This window comes from Leisingera sp. ANG59 (assembly GCF_013317235.1).
GTDB lineage: Bacteria > Pseudomonadota > Alphaproteobacteria > Rhodobacterales > Rhodobacteraceae > Leisingera.
Genome location: NZ_WLCM01000064.1, coordinates 1 through 16,981, shown reverse-complemented (window position 1 = coordinate 16,981; position 16,981 = coordinate 1). Strand labels below are relative to the sequence as shown.

Here is a 16,981-nt window from a genome sequence, read left to right as displayed (position 1 = left end):
AGAGGTCGGGCTTCATCACATAGTCGCCATAGCCGCGCTCCCAGCTGGTCGAGGCATAACCGTCCGGCGTTGCCATCGCCAGGTCGGTGGCCAAGAGGTAGTTGCAGCAGTGGGTTTCCTCCCAGGCGCCATTCACGAAATGCTTGGCGTGGAAGCGCTTGCCCATCAGGCGGCCCTGCATGTCCACAAGGCAGACCAGAACGGTGTCAACCGCGCCCGAAGCAACCTGGTCCTTAAGAGTGTCGAAGGAGAGCATGAGCGGCCCTTTGTCTGTTGCGCGCAAAACTTTTCCTCAAAAGTTTTGGCAAATTCCTTGAGTAAGGAATTTGGCCCGCTGCGGCGCAGGCCAAATCCCGTGTTTCAGCGCAAGCCTTAGCCGTAGCGGTAGGGTCGGCCGGCCTTCTGCATGTCAGCGTTATACTTCTTGAAGATCTCCACAACTTTCGCCTTGGTCTCGGACTCGGCTGCGATTTCATCCCAGAACTTCACCGCCGCGTCTTCGACCTGCTGCCATTCGTTGTCCGGAATGGTGGTGAGCTTCATCTTGTCGCCGTTCACACGCAGGGACGCTTCGCCGCCCCAGTACCACCACTGGCGGTAATAATGCGACTGGTCGCAGCAGACGCGGAACAGGGTCTGCAGGTCTTCCGGCAATTCGTTCCAGCGGCCCTGGTTGGCAAAGAACGACCCTGCCCAGGCACCGGAGATGTTGTTGGTCAGGAAGTAGTCGGTCACGTCAGCCCAGCCGACGGTGTAGTCTTCGGTGATGCCGGACCAGGCGATGCCGTCCAGTTCGCCGGTCTGCACTGCGACTTCGATGTCTTCCCAGGGCAGGGTGACCGGCACCACGCCGAACTGCGCCAGGAAGCGCCCCGCGGTCGGGAAGGTAAAGACGCGCTTGCCTTTGAGGTCTTCCAGCGAATTAATTGGGTCCTTGGTGGCGAAGTGGCAGGGGTCCCAGGCGCCGGCCGAGATGTGCTTGACGCCGACCTTGGAATATTCCTCGTCCCAGATCTCGTTCAGGCCGTACTGGTTGAACAGCACCGGCACGTCCAGCGAGTAACGGGAGGCGAAGGGGAAGTAGCCGCCGAACACGGTGACTTCGGTGGGCGAGGCCATCGAGTCGTCATCCGATTGCACCGCGTCGATGGTGCCGCGCTGCATGGCGCGGAACAGCTCGCCTGTCGGGACCAGCTGGTCGGCGTAGTAAAGCTCGATCTGCATGCGGTCGCCGGCGATTTTGTTGAACATATCGATGGCGGGTTTCACCACATGTTCGGCCAGGGCTGCGCCGGCATAGGTCTGCATCCGCCATTTGATGGTGGACTGGGCCAGTGCCGGGGTGGCCAGCGGGGCTGCCATGGCGCCAGCGCCGGCGGACTGCAAAAACTTACGTCTTGTTGTCATAATTCTCACTCCTTGTTGAAACATCCGGCCCCTTGCCGGGACTCTCCTTGGTTATTTTCCGTAGACATATTCCGGTAGCCACAGAGCAATCTGCGGGAACATCATGATCAGGGCGAGCGCCAGCACCATCACCGCGGCAAAGGGTATGATTGAGACGTAGATGTCCTTCAGCCCGATCTCCGGCGGCGCCATCGCGCGCATCAAGAACAGGTTGTAGCCGAAGGGCGGCGTCATATAGGCGATCTGGGTAGTGATGGTATAGAGCACGCCGTACCAGATCAGGTCGAACCCGAGCGCGCCGACCAGCGGCACATAGAGCGGTGCCACGATCACCAGCATTGCCGTGTCATCAAGGAAAGTGCCCATGATGATGAAGCTCAGCTGCATCAGGATAAGGATCATCCAGGGGCTGAGGCCCAGCTTGGTGGTGAAGAGGTCCTCGATCGCTTTGACCGCCCCAAGCCCGTCGAAAATCGCGCCAAAGGCCAGGGCCGCCAGAATGATCCACATGAACATGCAGGAAATGCCAAGGGTCGAGCGCACCGAGGTTTCAAACACCTCCTTGGTCATCCGCCCCTTCAGCACCGCGGCGAGGAAGGCGGTGATTGCGCCGATGGCCGAGCTTTCGACCAAGGAGGTCCAGCCGTTCACGAAGGGAACCATCATCGCGGCGAAAATCGCCAGCGGCAGCACGCCTGAGAACAGAAGCCGGTATTTTTCCTTCATGAATACATCCCGGTAGAACAGCGGGTTCCTGCGGGTGGCAAAGGACAGTGCGCCCAGGGCTAGGCCCAGACCCAGCGCATGTTCGGTTGCCATAGCGCCGGTCAGGATCATCAGGGGCACCAGCACCAGCGCAGCGAGGATGATGTAGTTCAGGCGCACCGGGTGATCTGTAACCTGCTCGTATTCGGCGAGATCCTCGGGATGCATCGCGGGGCCGAGATGCGGCTGCATACGGGCGCGGACGTAGATGTAGATGATGAACATCGTGGCCATCAGCAGGCCCGGGATCACGCCGGCCAGCCACAGCTGCCCCACCGGCTGGCGCGCGATCATCGCATAAAGCACCAACACCACGGAGGGCGGCACCAGGATGCCAAGCGAAGAGCCCGCCTGGATGGTGCCAGTGACCAGGATCTTGTCATAGCCGCGGCGCAGCAGCTCCGGCAGCGCGATGGTGGCGCCAATCGCCATGCCTGCCACCGACAGGCCGTTCATTGCAGAGATCAGGACCATCAGGCCGATGGTGCCGATCGCCAGCCCGCCTTTCACCGGCCCCATCCACACGTGGAACATCCGGTAAAGGTCGTCGGCAATCTTCGATTCCGACAGCACGTAGCCCATGAAGATGAACATCGGCAGTGTCAGCAGCGGATACCATTTCATCAGCTTCATCGCAGCGGAGAAGGGGATCTCCACCCCGCCGGTGCCCCACAGCAGCATGCCCGCTACCGCGCCGACAAAGCCGATGGCGCCGAAAACCCGCTGGCCGGTCATCAGCATGAGCATCATGCCGGCAAACATCACAATGGCGATCCATTCGTAGGACATCAGATTTCAACTCCGCGCAGGCGTCCGATATCCCGGAACAGTTCGGCAAGGCATTGCAGCAGCATCAGAAAGACGCCGAAGCAGAGGATGGTTTTGACAGGCCACAGAAACGGCCGCCAAGCGGTGGAGCTGCGCTCCAGATAGCCGAGCTTTTCACCGGCGGCCGTGGGACCTTCGGTCAAAAGCGTCTTTAGCAGACCCCAGAAGAACTGCACCGGCTCCAGCCCGAAATAGCCCAGGGAATAGGCGGTGGAACTGAGCGCGCCGTACATCAGAATCACCAGGTAGGTGATGAGGAAAAGCACCGTGAAGGCATCGACCATCGCCTTGGTCTTTGTGGGCCAGGCGCCGTAAAACAGGTCCATACGCACATTCGATCCCATCTGTATGGAGTACGGGCCGCCCAGCACATAATAGGCGACCATCACGAACTGCGCGGTTTCCAGCGTCCACAGCGACGGGTTGAAGAAGGTCTTGGAAACCGACGACCACAGCAACACACCGATGAGTGCAAAGATCAGGTACATGGCAAAGCGGCCAATGAAGCGGTTCATCGCGTCGATGCCGCGCACATAGGCGGTGATCACTCTAGGCATCGGGGCCTCCTTCAGCCGTGAGTGCGGCAAGCGCCGGGCGCAGCAGGGTCAGCATCTCTTCCGCCATCGCCTGTTCGTCCGCGGGGGAGCGCAGGAGGTCGTTGCGGATTTCGATCATCACATTGGCAAGCCCATGCGCCAGCCCATGGATTCTCAACGAGTGGGTGACACCGTCAGCCGGGCCGTAGGGCTCGTTGCGTTCGACACGGCGGTGCGGCAGGGCAGGGGCTTCGGCCAGCATCGCGTCTGCCAACCGGCTGTCGTCGTCATGCAGGATGCCGATTTCAACCGCGCGCTGCTTGCCGAAATAGACCGGCGTGAAGCTGTGCATGGTGACCAGGATAGTCTGCAGGCCGGCTTCCCTGCGGGCTTTGGTCATGGCAGAAACGGTCTCGCAGAACGGTGTATAGACCGTGTCCACACGTTCTCGGCGCTGCTCAGCGGTCAATCCCTTGTTGCCGGGCACCTCCACCAGCTCGGATTTCTCCGGCATGGCGCTGGCGGCCTCGGGCGGGCGGTTGCAGTCATAGATCAGCCGCGACACCCTGCTGGCGACCAGCGGGGCGTTCAGCGCTTTGGACATGTGCAGTGCCACCGCGCGGGCACCCGGATCCCAGGCAGCATGGCTCAGCCGGTCGGCCTCGCGCAATCCCAGCCCGTCGTATCTGGCCGGGATGTTGCTGGAGGCATGCTCGCACAGCAGCAGGACCGGGCTGGTGCCGTTACGGTTCACCACCTCCACTGCGTCCCCCTGAGTGTGAGAATCACTCTCGTGCATCTGCGGCCTCCCTGCGAATTGGAAAAATGTTTCCATGAAGAGATATTTGTGTCAATATCTTTTCATGATCGGTTCTGGACAAAAGTTCCTGAAACTTTCTTTTCAGACCGGTTCCGGGATAGAAAGTGTCTGTTCAAAAACAGGAATGCGCCGTTGTCAAAACCGCCTGCCACCGTCCGCGAGTTGATCCGCGAGAATTATTCGTCGCTGACCCAATCTGAGCGAAAGTTCGCGAATTTGTTGTTGGAGAACTATCCTGCAGCGGGGCTGGCCTCGATCACCATCGTGGCGGGTAATGCCGAGGTTTCCACGCCGACGGTGGCCCGGATGGTTCAAAAACTGGGCTTCAAGGGCTATCCGCAATTCCATCAGGCGTTGCTGAAGGAACTTGAAGCAAAAGTTTCCGGCCCCACCAAGCGGCGTGACAACTGGGCTTCCGAGGCGCCTGAAGGCCACCTGCTGAACAGATTTGCACAGGCCGTGACTGACAACCTGCAGCAGACGTTTTCCAATATCGACTCGGCCCAATTCGACGCTGCAGTGCATCAGCTCGCCAATACAGAGGGGCGGCTTTATGTGGTCGGCGGCCGCATCACCCGGGCGCTGGCGGACTATGCCTTTACGCATTTCCAGGCGATCCGGCAGCGGGTCACTCATATGACCTCTTCCTCGGCCACCTGGCCGCATTATGTGCTGGACATGGTAGAGGGCGATACGCTCTTGATGTTCGACGTGCGCCGGTACGAAACCAACCTGCAAAGGCTGGCCGAGCTGGCTTCCGATCGCGGGGTAAAGATCGTTCTGATCACGGATCAATGGGCCAGCCCAATTGCCTCAGTTGCCGAACATACCTTTAACTGCTGGGTCGAAATCCCGTCGGCCTGGGACTCCAACATATCCACCATGATGCTGCTGGAGGCGATGATCGCCGCCACACAGGAAGAGAGCTGGGACAAGACCAAGGACCGCTACGACCGGCTGGACGAGTTGTTTGATATGACCCGGCTGTTCCGTAAGTTCTCCTGATCCGGTCAGCTTCTCTTGAACCGGCGCATGGACATTGCCAGCCGGTTGCGCATTACTGGTTTTTAAGCCGTTTTCATTCAGGCAGGAGTATTCACATGCGTTTTTCCGGAATTCTGAAAGCTGCTGCCCTGGCAGCATTGGTCGCCGCGCCCGCAGCGGCCAATCCTCTCAGCCGTATTCTGGCCAAGTCCGGTCTGACACCGCAGGACACCAACATCATGCGGCAGGCTGAGCAAACCCTGCTGGCTGAGGCGCAGGGCGGTAAACGGGCCAAGTGGAGCAACCCAGACAGCGGCGCGCACGGCGAGGTGCAGGTGGCGGGCAAAGAGGGCGATTGCGTTCTTTTGCAGCACCAGGCCTTTGTCAAAGACGATCAGACGCCAAAGCAGGCCCGCCGGAAATTCTGTCCGTCTGAGGGCAAATGGCTGCTGTCCCAGTAAGGGCGGCGGCAGAAGTAGAGCAACAGTTATTCCAAGGATAAGAGATGTCAGAAATTACCCGCAGCCACACTGGCCAGCGTATGAGCCAGATTGTGACACACGGCGATACCATCTATTTGGCCGGGCAGGTTGGCACTGCCGGCGCCAGTGTGGCGCAGCAGACCCAGGACTGCCTGGATAAGATCGACGCACTGCTGGCAGAGGCGGGCAGCGACAAGACGCGTATCGTCCAGACCGTTATCTGGCTGGCCGACATGAAGGATTTTGCTGAAATGAATGCTGTCTGGGATGCCTGGGTGCCGGAGGGCCACGCCCCTGCGCGTGCCTGCGGTGAAGCCAAGCTGGCGCGCGAGGATTTTCTGGTGGAACTTATAGTGACCGCGGCCAAGGCGTAAAAGCCTTTTGATCATGCGAACAAAGGCGGGCGTCTGGCCCGCCTTTTCGTTTGGGTATTAGTCCAGAGCCGCGGCGGCCTTCCTGATGGCGGTTTCGGTCTGGTCCAGATCCACCTCTGTCAGCGCCAGGCTGGGGTAGGTCTTGCCCGGCGATTTGAAGATGCCTTCCTGGCGCAGCACCTCGTTATAGCGCTTGGTGCGTTCGGCATTTCCGGCCTGGGTGTCCCGGTAATCGCGCACTTTAGCATCAGTGAAGACGACCTCGAATAATGCAGGTTCACCGACAATCTGAAACGGTACCCCGGCCTCTTCCAGTGCTGCGCTTGTCATCTGCATCAGCCGCAGGCCGGTGCTGTTCAAATGGTCATAGGAACCCTCGCGGCGTAGAATTTCCATGGTCTTAAGGCCCGCAACAGCGGCCACCGGATTGCCTGACAGCGTGCCCAGCTGCATAAGCCAGCCTTCGGCGCCCACTTCCGCCTTGTCGAAATGCCGCATGATGTCGGCGCGCCCCACAATGGCGGCCAGCGGGAAGCCGCCGCCGATCACCTTGCCCAGCGTCGCCAAATCCGGCGTCACACCATAAAGCTCCTGACCGCCGCCGTAGGTGGAGCGGAATCCGGTGACGACTTCGTCAAAGATCAAAAGGCTTCCGTGCTTTTGGGTTTCTTCGCGCAAGAGCTGCAGGAAGCCCGGCAGCGGCGGCACGATACGCTGCAGCGGCTCAGCGATGATGGCCGCGATCTCGTGCCCGTGCTCCGCCATCAGCTGCTTGATGTATTCGAAGTCATTGAAGGGCGCGACCAGAACCTCTGCTGCAACGGACGGCGGGATGCCGGCGCTGTCCGGAATGGCCTGCGGGAAATTCACCCGCCTGGTAGGGGCCAGGCTCATCTGCGCTTCTGCCGACATGCCATGGTAGCCGCCCTCGAACTTGACGATCTTGGTGCGGCCGGTGAAGGCACGGGCCAACCGGATTGCATACATGTCCGCTTCGCCGCCGGTGGAGACATAGCGCAACTGTTCTGCGCAGGGCACCGCGCGGCAGATCTCCTCGGCCAATTCAATGCCGCGGGCGTTGCTGGCAAAGAAGGTCATACCTTTGGGCAGTTGCTCCAGAACGGCCTCCAGCACCTCAGGATGGCCGTGGCCCAGCATCATCGGGCCGGAACCAATCAGGTAGTCAATGTACTCCTTGCCATCTTCGTCCCAAACACGCGAGCCCTTGCCCTCGCGGATAGTGATGCCGGGATCGAAGTTGCCAAAGCCGCCGGCGGGCAGCACTGCTTTGGCGCGGTCAATCCACTCGGCCTGGGTTAGGATCTTTTCCATGTTTTTGGTTCCTGTTTGGGCTGGGTTGGCCTAGTTGGAAAATTTTTGATCAAAAAGTCAAAAACTATTCGATCACAGCTGCGGGAGCCCCCATCCCCGCGCGGTCGGGGCGCACGCCGAGACCGGGGCCGGAGGGCGGGGTGATACGTCCATTGCGGCGCTCTGGTCCGGCCGGGTCCAGCCGCGGGCTGACGTAAGAGGACAGATCGCAGACATTCATCAGCCGAAGCGGATCGGTAGCTGCCCCTAGATGCAACAGTGCCGCAGTGGTGATGTCAGATCCCCAAGTGTCTTCAATGCACATTTTAGCGCCCAAGTGCTGGCAAAGATCGCGTGCACGGCGCGAGGCCGACAGGCCGCCGAATTTCGACAGTTTGATTGCCACCGCATCCATCACGCCTGCCGCATGCCCGGCCAGCAGCGATGCCGTGTCATGGGCGTTTTCGTCCAGCTTCATAGGCAGCCCGCAGGCTGAGCGCACCCGCGCGCAATCCTCAATGGTTGCGCAGGGTTGCTCCAGCATGATGTCCAGATCCGCCACAGCCCGGCCGACACGCGAGGCGTCCAGCGAGGTGGCGCCGCAGTTCCAGTCGCCATAGACCAGTGGCCCGTTCCCGACGGCCTCCCGCACCAGCTGCAGGCGGGCCGCATCGGCTTGCCAATCGCGGTCAGCGCCCAGTTTCACTTGAAACTGGGCGATGCCGGTTTCCTGTGCCTCGCGGGCAATGCGTGCCATCTCTACTGGCGCAATGCAGGTGATCGAGTGATAAAGCGGCATGTCCGCCTGCCGCTGCCCGCCCAGCAGCGCATGAAGCGGCAGGTTTGCCGCCTGTGCCGTCAGGTCCCACAGGGCGATGTCGATGGCGGATTTGGCATAAGGGTGCCCTTGCAGCCAATGATCGAGCCTGGCCATCAACGCCTCTGGCCCCACGGGATCGGCGCCCAAAAGTACTGGTGCCAGCTCCTCGAGCGCAGGCACAACGCCGCGGGCATAGGCGGGCAGGTAGTGCGGGATCGGGCAGACCTCGCCCCAGCCGGTCATGCCGGAATCGGTGTCCAATGCCAAAACCACGCTTTCGACCGAGTCGCAGGTCTTGCCTTCGGCCATGTGATAGGCGGTGTGGCTGGTCAGCGGCACATGCCACAGGGATATCCGGGTGATTTTCATTTGCGCGCTCCCAAGTCGGATTTCTTCAACAGTTCATCTCCGCGCCAGAAGGCTGCCGCCAGCAGCGGGCCTGGTATCATGTCAATGGCGTGTTTCTGGTGCGGTGCGTGGTGGATTGTGCCTCCGGGACCGGCATCGCGTGGCAGGCGGCCCTCGGAACGGAACCGGGCCCGTCCTGCGAGGATCAAGTAGGTTTCCTCTGGCGCATGCGGGTGCTCGCTATAGAGCTGCCCGGCGCCCCAATAGCCGATCGATAGACGCATTTCGCTGCTCTGGTACAGGCCTTCCGGCGAAACCAGATTGACCCAACCGTAGTTGTCCAGCCACTTGCGCGGGAACCCGTCTGCCCCAGTGTAGGACTGCGGCCAGCGCAGGCGGGGCAGGGCGAGGGGCAGCGCCTCTACAGCAGGCGCTGTATCCCTGCTGACCTGCCTGCCTGTATCATCAACCTTCTCGATCCTATCGCAGACCGGCAGGCGGAGGGGGGCAATCTCCAATACTTGCAGGTCCCGCATTCTCGCGGCAAACCAGCTCAGCCCTTCAGTTCGGGCGGCAAGCTGTTTCAGTTCCTGCAATAGCTTCGCTGGCATCTTTTCAGCCTCCATACACCGCAACCGGATCGCCGAGCATGCCGTCTTCCGGGTTTACACCAAGTCCGGCCAATCCTGGCGCCACTCGTATTTGTCCAGGCCGCCGTGGCCGGTCAGGACCATCGCCTTTATGGTTTCGGGCAGGGTCATTGTTTGCGTATCCCTTTTGGCAATGGGGAGCGTGGCGCTGCCCCCGCCTTTGGCTCCGTCCCGGAGTATTTTCACAAAGAAGAGGGAGAGAGCCGGGTTCTGTTTACTCGGCCGGGGAGAGCGCGGCGTCGGTGCGGGGCAGCAGGCTTTCGGGGTCATAGGCGGGAGCGCCCAGGATCCGGCCTTGGCGCGGCTTGCCTGCGATCACCACTTCGATCTCAGTGCCCGGCACATTGGCGTGCGGCTTGACATAGGCAAAGGCCAGAATCTTGCCGACGGTATGGCCATAGGCGACTGAGGCGGTGGCGCCCACAACCTTGCCGTCCAGCAGGATTGCCTCGCCGCCGTGGCCGTCCTCTATGCCGTCCGGTTCGATCTCCAGATAGGCGCAGACCCAGGGTTTGTCCGCATCGTTGAGCGTCTTGTCCTTGCCCAGATACTCCTTGTCAGTGCGGGCAAAGCGCAGCACATCCGCTTCGGCCAGGGTCACCTCGTTGGTGAGTTCGCCTGCGCCCTTGAAGCCCTTTTCCATCCGCATCGCGTTCATGGCGAAGGAGCCGTAGTCGGCAATGCCATGTGCCTCGCCAGCCGTCCAAAGCGCGTCATAAACCGCCAGGGTGCTGCCGCGCGGGATGTGCAGTTCCCAGCCGAGTTCCCCCGCATAGGACATGCGGAAGGCCCAGAGTTTGTGCCCTGCAACCTCGATCTGCTGCGCGGTCAGCCATTTGAAGCCGGCGTTGGTCAGATCCGCATCTGTGCAGGCACCCAGGACCTCGCGGGCTTTCGGGCCATTGATAGCGAGGGCGGCCCAATCGGTGGAAAGCGTTGTGATCTCCACTTCTTCGCCCGCGAGGTTCTGGTTCAGGTGGTCCAGCAGCCGCTGTTCGAAGAAGGCGGCGCAGACCAGGTAATAGCTGTCGCGGGCCAGATTCACCACGGTGGTTTCCAGCTCGATCCGGCCGCGGCGGTTCAGCATATGGGTGAGGGCAATGCCGCCAACCTTTTGCGGCAGGCGGTTGGCGGTCAGCCGGTCCAAGAGGGCCGCGGCGCCGGGGCCTGAGACCTCGACCTTGGTGAAGGCGGAGATGTCCATGATGCCAACGCTGTTGCGCACGGCCTTCACCTCAGTGCCGACCATGTCATGCACCACATTGCGCTTGAAGGAGTAGTGGTCGCGCTGCTCCACACCGTTTTTGGCAAACCAGCGGGGGCGCTCGTGGCCGTAAACCTCCTCATAAACCGCGCCCTTTTCCTTCAGCCGCTCGAAAAGCGGCGAGGGTTTGATTGGGCGGCCTGCCAGCCGGTTGAAATGCGGGAAGGGGATCTCGTGGCGCAGCTTGTAGTCCTCATGCGCCTTGGTCACTTGCCAGTCCTTGCTGGCGTAGGACCCGAAGCGGCGCGGGTCGTACTCGCGCATCGAAATGTCCGCGGCGCCATGCACCATCCAGCGTGCCAGCTCGCGGGTCAGGCCCGGGCCCCAGCCGATGCCGATCTGGGTGCCGCAGCAGCACCAGTAGTTCTTGACGCCCGGCGCCGGGCCGATCAGCGGGTTGCCATCCGGCGGATGTGAGATCGCGCCATGCACTTCGCGCTGGATCCCCAGCTCGGCAAAGATCGGCATCCGGTTCAGGCTTTCCTCGAGCCAAGGCATCACCCGGTCATAGTCGGCATCGAACAGCCAGTTCTCGTATTCCCAGGGGCAGTGGTCGTGCCAGACCGAGTTGCTGCCTTCCTTCTCGTAGATCCCGATCAGGCCGCGCTTCTGCTCCATCCGGATGTAGCCGGAGACCTTCTTGTCGTCGCGGATCACCGGCAGTTCCTTGTCCAGTGCCTCGAACTCCGGCACCGGCTCGGTCACGAAGTAGTGGTGGGTCATCGAGGTCATCGGCAGCTGCAGCCCGGACCATTCGCCCATCTGGCGGGCATAGGTGCCGCCGGCGTTGACCACATGCTCGCAGCGGATGGTGCCCTTTTCCGATTCGACGATCCACTCGCCATTGTCGGCTTGGGTGATGTTGGTGGCACGGCAGTGGCGGATGATGCGGGCTCCCAGCTGGCGGGCGCCGGCGGCCAGGGCCATGGTCACGTTGGTCGGGTCGACGTGGCCGTCATCGGGCGTGTAGAGCGCACCCAGAACCCCTTCGAGGTTATAGAAGGGATGCAGCTCGGCGACCTTTTCCGGGCCGACCAGTTCGATGTAGAACCCCAAGGAGCGCCCGACGGATAGGGTGTAGCGCAGCCAGTCCATCTCATCCTCGGTATAGGCCAGGCGGAAGGAGCCGCAGCCGTGCCAGGTCACTGCCTGGCCGGTCTCTTCCTCCAGCTTCCCGGAATAAAGGCCGATGTTGTAGTCCACGCATTTGCCCAGCCCGAAGGAACTGGTGGAATGGGTGATCTGTCCCGCCGCGTGCCAGGTCGAGCCGGAAGTCAGCTCGGCCTTCTCCAAGAGAACCACTTCTGGGCCCCAGCCCTCATGCGCCAGGTGATAAGCCAGGCCCACCCCCATAACGCCGCCGCCCACGATGACCACACGGGCCTGTGCCGGGAATTCTTTCTCAGCCATTTCGCCGTTCCTGATTACAGAGTCGCTTTTCTGCTCGACAGGCTAATTCCATATTTGTACCATCGTCAATCATGAATGGCACAAATGTATCATTAACTGTTTTGGAGCGCCTCACGGAAGAGTGGGATGCGCTGACCCCTGAGGCACAGAAGGCGGCCCGCTATGTGCTGGAAAACCCTGCGGATGTCGGGGTTTCCACCGTGCGCGAGATTGCCGAGGCGGCGAATGTGAAGCCCAATACCTTTGTCCGCATGGCGCGGCAGGTGGGCTTCGAAGGATATGAGGATTTCCGGGCTCCGTTCCGCGAAGCGATTCGCCGGGGCGGGGTGTCCTTCCCCGACCGCGCGCGCTGGCTGCAGGATATCGGCAAGTCCGGTGAGCTGGGCGGGCTCTATGCCGATATGGTGGGCGCCGCGATCCGCAATATCGAGGAGACCTTTGCGGGTATCGATGCGGACGGGCTTGAAGCTGCGGCGCAGGCGATCTGGCAGTCCCGGCAGGTCTTTACCCTTGGGGTTGGCGTCAACAACGCCAACGCCCGCAACTTCACCTATCTTGCCTCCACCGGCATGAAGCAATTCCACGCCATCCCGCGGCCCGGTTCCACCGCTGTGGACGACCTTGCATGGGCCGACAGCCAGGATGTGCTGATCGCCATGACCTGCAAGCCCTACCGCACCGAAGTGATCGATGCGATCCGCATCGCGCGCGAACAGGGGGTCACCATTGTCGGCATCTCCGACAGCCCCGCCAGCCCCGTGGTCCTGAATGCGGATCACGGTTTTGTCGTCGCGGCCGACACGCCGCAATTCTTCCCGTCATCCGTCTCGACCATCGCCCTGCTGGAAACGCTGCTCTCTTTCGTGATTGCGGTCTCCAGCGAGGAAATCGTGGAGCGGGTGGAGAAATTTCACAAACGCAGGCACCAGCTGGGCCTTTATGCGGAGGAACCTGAATGAACGCCCCTCTGACCCATTCCCTGGAGGCACGGTATTATACCGACCCGGCCATCTTCGCGGCTGAGCGCAAGGGGCTGCTGGCCCGCACCTGGCAGTTTGCCGGCCACGCCAGCCAGCTGGAAAACCCCGGCGACTATTTCGCTTTCGAGATGGCGGGTGAAAGCCTGTTCAGCATCAAGGGCCGCGATGGCGAGATCCGCACCTTCTACAACGTCTGCCAGCACCGCGCCCACCAGCTGGTCTCGGGCGAGGGCACGACGCGGGTTGTGGTTTGCCCTTACCACGCCTGGACCTATGAGCTGACCGGCCAGCTGCGCGCCGGGCCGAACCTGAAGTCGGTGCAGGGGTTCGACAAGTCCAAGATCTGCCTGACCGAGGTCCGCACCGAGGTCTTCCTGGGCTTCATCTTCGTGAACCTCGACCCCGAGGCCAAACCGATGGACGACTGGTTCCCGGGTGTGCGCGGCGAGCTGGAAAGCTTTGTGCCCAACTGGGGTGACCTGAAGCCGCTGGAATGGGTGGAGATCCCGGAAGACTGCAACTGGAAGGTCTCGGTCGAGAACTACTCTGAATGCTACCATTGCAGTCTCAATCACCCGACCTTCTCCACCGGGGTGATCAAGCCGGAAACCTACGACATCCAGCCCCAGGGCTTCTGCCTGCGCCACACCACCGAGTGCAATTCGCTGGACCAGATGACCTATGACATCAACTCCGGCTTCGAGAACAACGAGAAATACTCCAGCTGGTTCCTGTGGCCGATGTTCTCCTTCCAGGTCTACCCCGGCAACCTCTTGAACACCTACCACTGGCGCGCTGTGGATGCCGATCACGTGGTGGTCTGGCGCGGCTGGTACTCAATCCGCGGCGAGGACAACGAAACCGTGCGCCGGATGGCGGTGCAGGACCGGGCCACCACGGTGGAGGAAGATATCCATCTGGTGGAATCGGTGCAGCGCGGCCTGAACAGCCGCGGCTATGTTCCCGGCCCCTTGGTGGTCGACCCCTCTTGCGGAGTGAACTCGGAACATTCCATCCTGCATCTTCAGAAGTGGATGCGCGAAGCGGCAGACCGCGACCTACAGGAAGCAGGGAACTAACGGACTATGACACAGCTTGATGCCGAATGGCTGAACTATATCGACGGCGCCTGGGTGCCCGGCGGGGCAGGGTGGATCGATGTCACCAACCCGGCCAATGGCGAGCTTCTGGCCCGCCACGCGCTGGCTGATGCCGCCGACGTGGACCGCGCCGTGCAGGCCGCCCGCCGTGTGCACCTGTCCGGCGAGCTTTCAGCCCTGCGCCCGATTGCGCGGGGCCGCATGGTGCAGGCCATGGGCCGCTACCTGCTCGACCACATCGACGAAATCGCCCGTGTCCTGACCCTGGAGCAGGGCAAGCCGCTCTGGGAATCCCGGATCGAGATCGAGGGCGCCGCGCTCTATTTCGAATACTACGGCAACCAGGCCAGCACGGTGGAGGGCCGCTCGATCCCGCTGGGCAGCGGCTATTTCGACTGGACCGAGAATGAGCCGATGGGTGTCTCCGCCCAGATCATCCCCTGGAACTACCCGGTGGAGATGACCGCGCGCTCGCTGTCGGCGGCACTCGCCACCGGCAACGCCTGCGTGATCAAGACGCCAGAGCTTACGCCGCTCACGAACGCCTGGCTCGCCCGCGCGGCGGAGGCCGCGGGTTTCCCGGCCGGTGCGGTCAACGTGCTCTGCGGTTACGGGCATGAAGCCGGCGCGGCGCTGGCAGGCCATCCGCAGGTGAACCAGATCGTCTTCACCGGCTCCGTCCCCACCGGCATCCGCATCGCCACCGCGGCCGCGCAGAACGTTGTTCCTTGCGTGCTCGAGCTCGGCGGCAAATCCGCCGCCATCGTGCATGAGGACGCCGACCTCGACGCGTTTGAGAACGACATCCGCTGGGGCATCTACTTCAACGCAGGCCAGGTCTGCAGCGCCATGAGCCGGGTGATCGTGCACGAAAGCCGCCATGACGAACTGGTTGAACGTGCGGCGAACGTGGCCCGAAGCCTGAGTGTTGGCCCCGGCATCGACCGGACCGAGTTTGGTGCCAACATGGGGGCCATGGTTTCCATGCCCCAGCGCGACCGTGCCCTGGGCATCGTCCAGCAAGCCCAGTCCAGCGGCGCCACCATCGTCACCGGCGGCACCCCCATCGGAAATGCGGGCGCGTTCCTTGCTCCCACTGTGGTCTCCGGCATCACCCCGTCGGACAGCATCGCTAGCGAGGAAATCTTCGGCCCCGTCCTCTCGGTCCTCAAGTTCCAGTCTGACGCCGAGGCAATCTGGATCGCCAACAGCACTGAATACGGGCTGGTCGGCGGCGTCTTCACCCGCGACCTGGACCGCGCCACCCGCTGCGCCCGCCAGATCCGCGCAGGCCAGGTCTTCGTGAACGAATGGTACGCCGGCGGCGTCGAAACGCCCTTTGGCGGCTACGGCAAATCCGGCTACGGCCGCGAAAAGGGCCGCGAGGCGCTGTGGAACTATGTTCAGACCAAGAACATCGCCATGAAACTGAAGGGCTAGGGCAATGTCGGCGCGCTACCAGCTCTATTACTGGCCGATCCCGTTCCGGGGCCACTTCATCCGCTACGTGCTGGCCTATGCCGGCCAGGAGTGGGAAGAGCCCGGATTCGACGCAGTGGCAGAGCTGAAAAACCGGGGTGTGGCGGACCAGCCGCACCCCTTCATGGCGCCGCCCCTGCTGGCCGACACCCGGACCGGCACGCATCTCAGCCAGATGCCCGCGATCCTGATGGCGCTGGGCCGCGAATACGAGCTGCTGACGGAGCCTGAGCAGACCCTGCGCCTGATCTGCGATGCCTCCGATATCCTGTTCGAGATCACCCGCTATCACGGTGCATTGATGTGGGACGCGGAAAGCTGGGTAGACTTCCACGGCAACCGCTTGCCGCGCTGGATGCAGATCCACGAACGTATCGTGGTGGAGGCGGGCGTCTCCGCTGGGAAAGGATGCCTGTGGGGCAGGGACCGCCCCGGCCTGGCGGACCTGGTGCTGGGCGCGCTCTGGCACACGATGATCGACCGCCTGCCGCCGCTGCGCTTGCTGTTGCATAATAACGCGCCGGTGCTGGAAGGCCTGGCAGGCCGGATCGCCGCCGAGCCCCCCATCGCCGCCCTCATTAATGACTGGGCCGCCCACGAACCGAAATACTGCGCAGGCCAGATCGAGGCCTCGCTGCTGAACATGCTGAATATGGAGACCAAAACATGAGCACATTTTACGAGGATCTGTTCCTCAAGGGGTTGGAGCAGCGCAAGTCCACCCTCGGCGCCGAATATGTCGAAAAGAACCTGGCCGCGGCCGATGACTTCACCCGCCCGTTCCAGGAAGCCATGACCGCCTGGTGCTGGGGCTTCGGCTGGGGCGATGACGTGATCGATGCCAAGACCCGCTCGATGATGAACCTCTCGATGATCGGCGCGCTGGGCAAGATGCATGAGTGGGAGATCCACTGCCGCGGCGCCATCAACAACGGCGTTACCAAGGAGGAGATCCGCGCCATCATCCATGTGGTCGGCATCTATTGCGGGGTGCCCCAGGCTCTGGAATGCTTCCGCGCCGCCCGCAAAGTGCTGGAAGAGCAGGGCTGATGGCCTTCTCCGAGGCTCTTGAAGGCGGCCCGTGAGCCGCCTTTCTGAGTCTGGTCTCTGCGCCCCTTTGGCACTCGGCTTGCGTTTCCTGGGCTGCATTGGCTGGAATGAAGCGTCGCGGGAGGGGAATCTTGGGTCTTGGCCTTTCTTTGATTCCTGGCTTTGAGTCTGCGATTCCTGGCTTTGGGTCTGTGGATAAGGGGGCTGAGTCTGTGGGTAAGCGGTGCGGGGATCTGATTTGGGGGTTCTGGGTTGGAATTGCGGTGTTTGGTGTTGCGGCAGGCGGGTCAGTGTTTCTGACTTTGTTTTGCTGTAAGGTATTGATTTTGTTTGATTTGTGATTTTTCTTTGCGGATTTTGGCGTTTTTCTGAA

General features: G+C 61.8%; 16 protein-coding genes and 1 pseudogene. 8 read left to right on the top strand and 9 right to left on the bottom strand.

Annotated elements, in window-relative coordinates; genetic code table 11:
* From GKC28_RS24615 to GKC28_RS24595, 5 genes and pseudogenes are all read right to left on the bottom strand, one after another.
* Positions 1-256 (bottom strand): annotated as a pseudogene (locus GKC28_RS24615) (glutamine synthetase); the annotation flags it as partial.
* A 116-nt stretch (positions 257-372) separates the two neighbouring features.
* Positions 373-1,407: a TRAP transporter substrate-binding protein gene (locus GKC28_RS24610; RefSeq protein ID WP_174149594.1), complete on the bottom strand. Its 1,035-nt coding sequence runs from the start codon at positions 1,405-1,407 to the stop codon at positions 373-375.
* 51 nt (positions 1,408-1,458) lie between these two features.
* A complete protein-coding gene (locus tag GKC28_RS24605) occupies positions 1,459-2,961 on the bottom strand; it encodes a TRAP transporter large permease subunit (protein WP_174149593.1) in 1,503 nt (500 codons plus the stop codon).
* Positions 2,961-3,557: a TRAP transporter small permease subunit gene (locus tag GKC28_RS24600; RefSeq protein ID WP_174149592.1), complete on the bottom strand. Its 597-nt coding sequence runs from the start codon at positions 3,555-3,557 to the stop codon at positions 2,961-2,963. Before GKC28_RS24600 ends, GKC28_RS24605 begins: the two co-directional genes overlap by 1 nt.
* Positions 3,550-4,335 carry an N-formylglutamate amidohydrolase gene (locus GKC28_RS24595; protein ID WP_174149591.1) on the bottom strand — a complete coding sequence of 262 codons (786 nt, stop codon included), beginning with the start codon at positions 4,333-4,335 and terminating at the stop codon, positions 3,550-3,552. Before GKC28_RS24595 ends, GKC28_RS24600 begins: the two co-directional genes overlap by 8 nt.
* A gap of 153 nt (positions 4,336-4,488) precedes the next feature.
* Between GKC28_RS24595 and GKC28_RS24590 the strand changes: the two genes are divergently transcribed.
* From GKC28_RS24590 to GKC28_RS24580, 3 genes are all read left to right on the top strand, one after another.
* On the top strand, positions 4,489-5,361 hold the full coding sequence (locus tag GKC28_RS24590) for a MurR/RpiR family transcriptional regulator (RefSeq protein WP_174149590.1): 873 nt from the start codon (positions 4,489-4,491) through the stop codon (positions 5,359-5,361).
* Between the two features lie 95 nt (positions 5,362-5,456).
* Positions 5,457-5,801: a hypothetical protein gene (locus GKC28_RS24585; RefSeq protein WP_174149589.1), complete on the top strand. Its 345-nt coding sequence runs from the start codon at positions 5,457-5,459 to the stop codon at positions 5,799-5,801.
* Between the two features lie 44 nt (positions 5,802-5,845).
* Positions 5,846-6,196, top strand: a complete 351-nt coding sequence (locus GKC28_RS24580) for a RidA family protein (RefSeq protein ID WP_174149588.1) — start codon at positions 5,846-5,848, stop codon at positions 6,194-6,196.
* Positions 6,197-6,253: 57 nt separating this feature from the next.
* Here the strand turns inward: GKC28_RS24580 and GKC28_RS24575 are convergent, their stop codons facing one another.
* From GKC28_RS24575 to GKC28_RS24560, 4 genes are all read right to left on the bottom strand, one after another.
* On the bottom strand, positions 6,254-7,528 hold the full coding sequence (locus tag GKC28_RS24575; RefSeq protein ID WP_174149587.1) for an aspartate aminotransferase family protein: 1,275 nt from the start codon (positions 7,526-7,528) through the stop codon (positions 6,254-6,256).
* 64 nt (positions 7,529-7,592) lie between these two features.
* The gene (locus GKC28_RS24570) at positions 7,593-8,696 is read right to left on the bottom strand and encodes a mandelate racemase/muconate lactonizing enzyme family protein (protein ID WP_174149586.1); all 1,104 of its coding nucleotides are present in this window, start codon (positions 8,694-8,696) and stop codon (positions 7,593-7,595) included.
* Positions 8,693-9,286 carry a dimethylsulfonioproprionate lyase family protein gene (locus GKC28_RS24565; protein WP_174149585.1) on the bottom strand — a complete coding sequence of 198 codons (594 nt, stop codon included), beginning with the start codon at positions 9,284-9,286 and terminating at the stop codon, positions 8,693-8,695. Before GKC28_RS24565 ends, GKC28_RS24570 begins: the two co-directional genes overlap by 4 nt.
* Before the next feature lie 253 nt (positions 9,287-9,539).
* Positions 9,540-11,999, bottom strand: a complete 2,460-nt coding sequence (locus tag GKC28_RS24560; RefSeq protein ID WP_174149584.1) for an FAD-dependent oxidoreductase — start codon at positions 11,997-11,999, stop codon at positions 9,540-9,542.
* A 71-nt stretch (positions 12,000-12,070) separates the two neighbouring features.
* Here GKC28_RS24560 and GKC28_RS24555 point away from each other — a divergent pair, with 71 nt between their 5' ends.
* From GKC28_RS24555 to GKC28_RS24535, 5 genes are read left to right on the top strand one after another with little or no spacing between them, the layout of a single operon-like run.
* Positions 12,071-12,958 (top strand): MurR/RpiR family transcriptional regulator, encoded by an 888-nt coding sequence (locus GKC28_RS24555; RefSeq protein ID WP_174149583.1) that lies wholly within the window; start codon positions 12,071-12,073, stop codon positions 12,956-12,958.
* A complete protein-coding gene (locus GKC28_RS24550) occupies positions 12,955-14,058 on the top strand; it encodes an aromatic ring-hydroxylating dioxygenase subunit alpha (RefSeq protein ID WP_174149582.1) in 1,104 nt (367 codons plus the stop codon). The genes GKC28_RS24555 and GKC28_RS24550 overlap by 4 nt, the downstream gene beginning before the upstream one ends.
* 6 nt (positions 14,059-14,064) lie before the next feature.
* Positions 14,065-15,519 (top strand): aldehyde dehydrogenase family protein, encoded by a 1,455-nt coding sequence (locus tag GKC28_RS24545; RefSeq protein ID WP_174149581.1) that lies wholly within the window; start codon positions 14,065-14,067, stop codon positions 15,517-15,519.
* Between the two features lie 4 nt (positions 15,520-15,523).
* Positions 15,524-16,228: a glutathione S-transferase gene (locus GKC28_RS24540; protein WP_174149580.1), complete on the top strand. Its 705-nt coding sequence runs from the start codon at positions 15,524-15,526 to the stop codon at positions 16,226-16,228.
* Positions 16,225-16,608 carry a carboxymuconolactone decarboxylase family protein gene (locus GKC28_RS24535; RefSeq protein ID WP_174149579.1) on the top strand — a complete coding sequence of 128 codons (384 nt, stop codon included), beginning with the start codon at positions 16,225-16,227 and terminating at the stop codon, positions 16,606-16,608. The genes GKC28_RS24540 and GKC28_RS24535 overlap by 4 nt, the downstream gene beginning before the upstream one ends.
* The last annotated feature ends 373 nt before the right edge of the window (positions 16,609-16,981 follow it).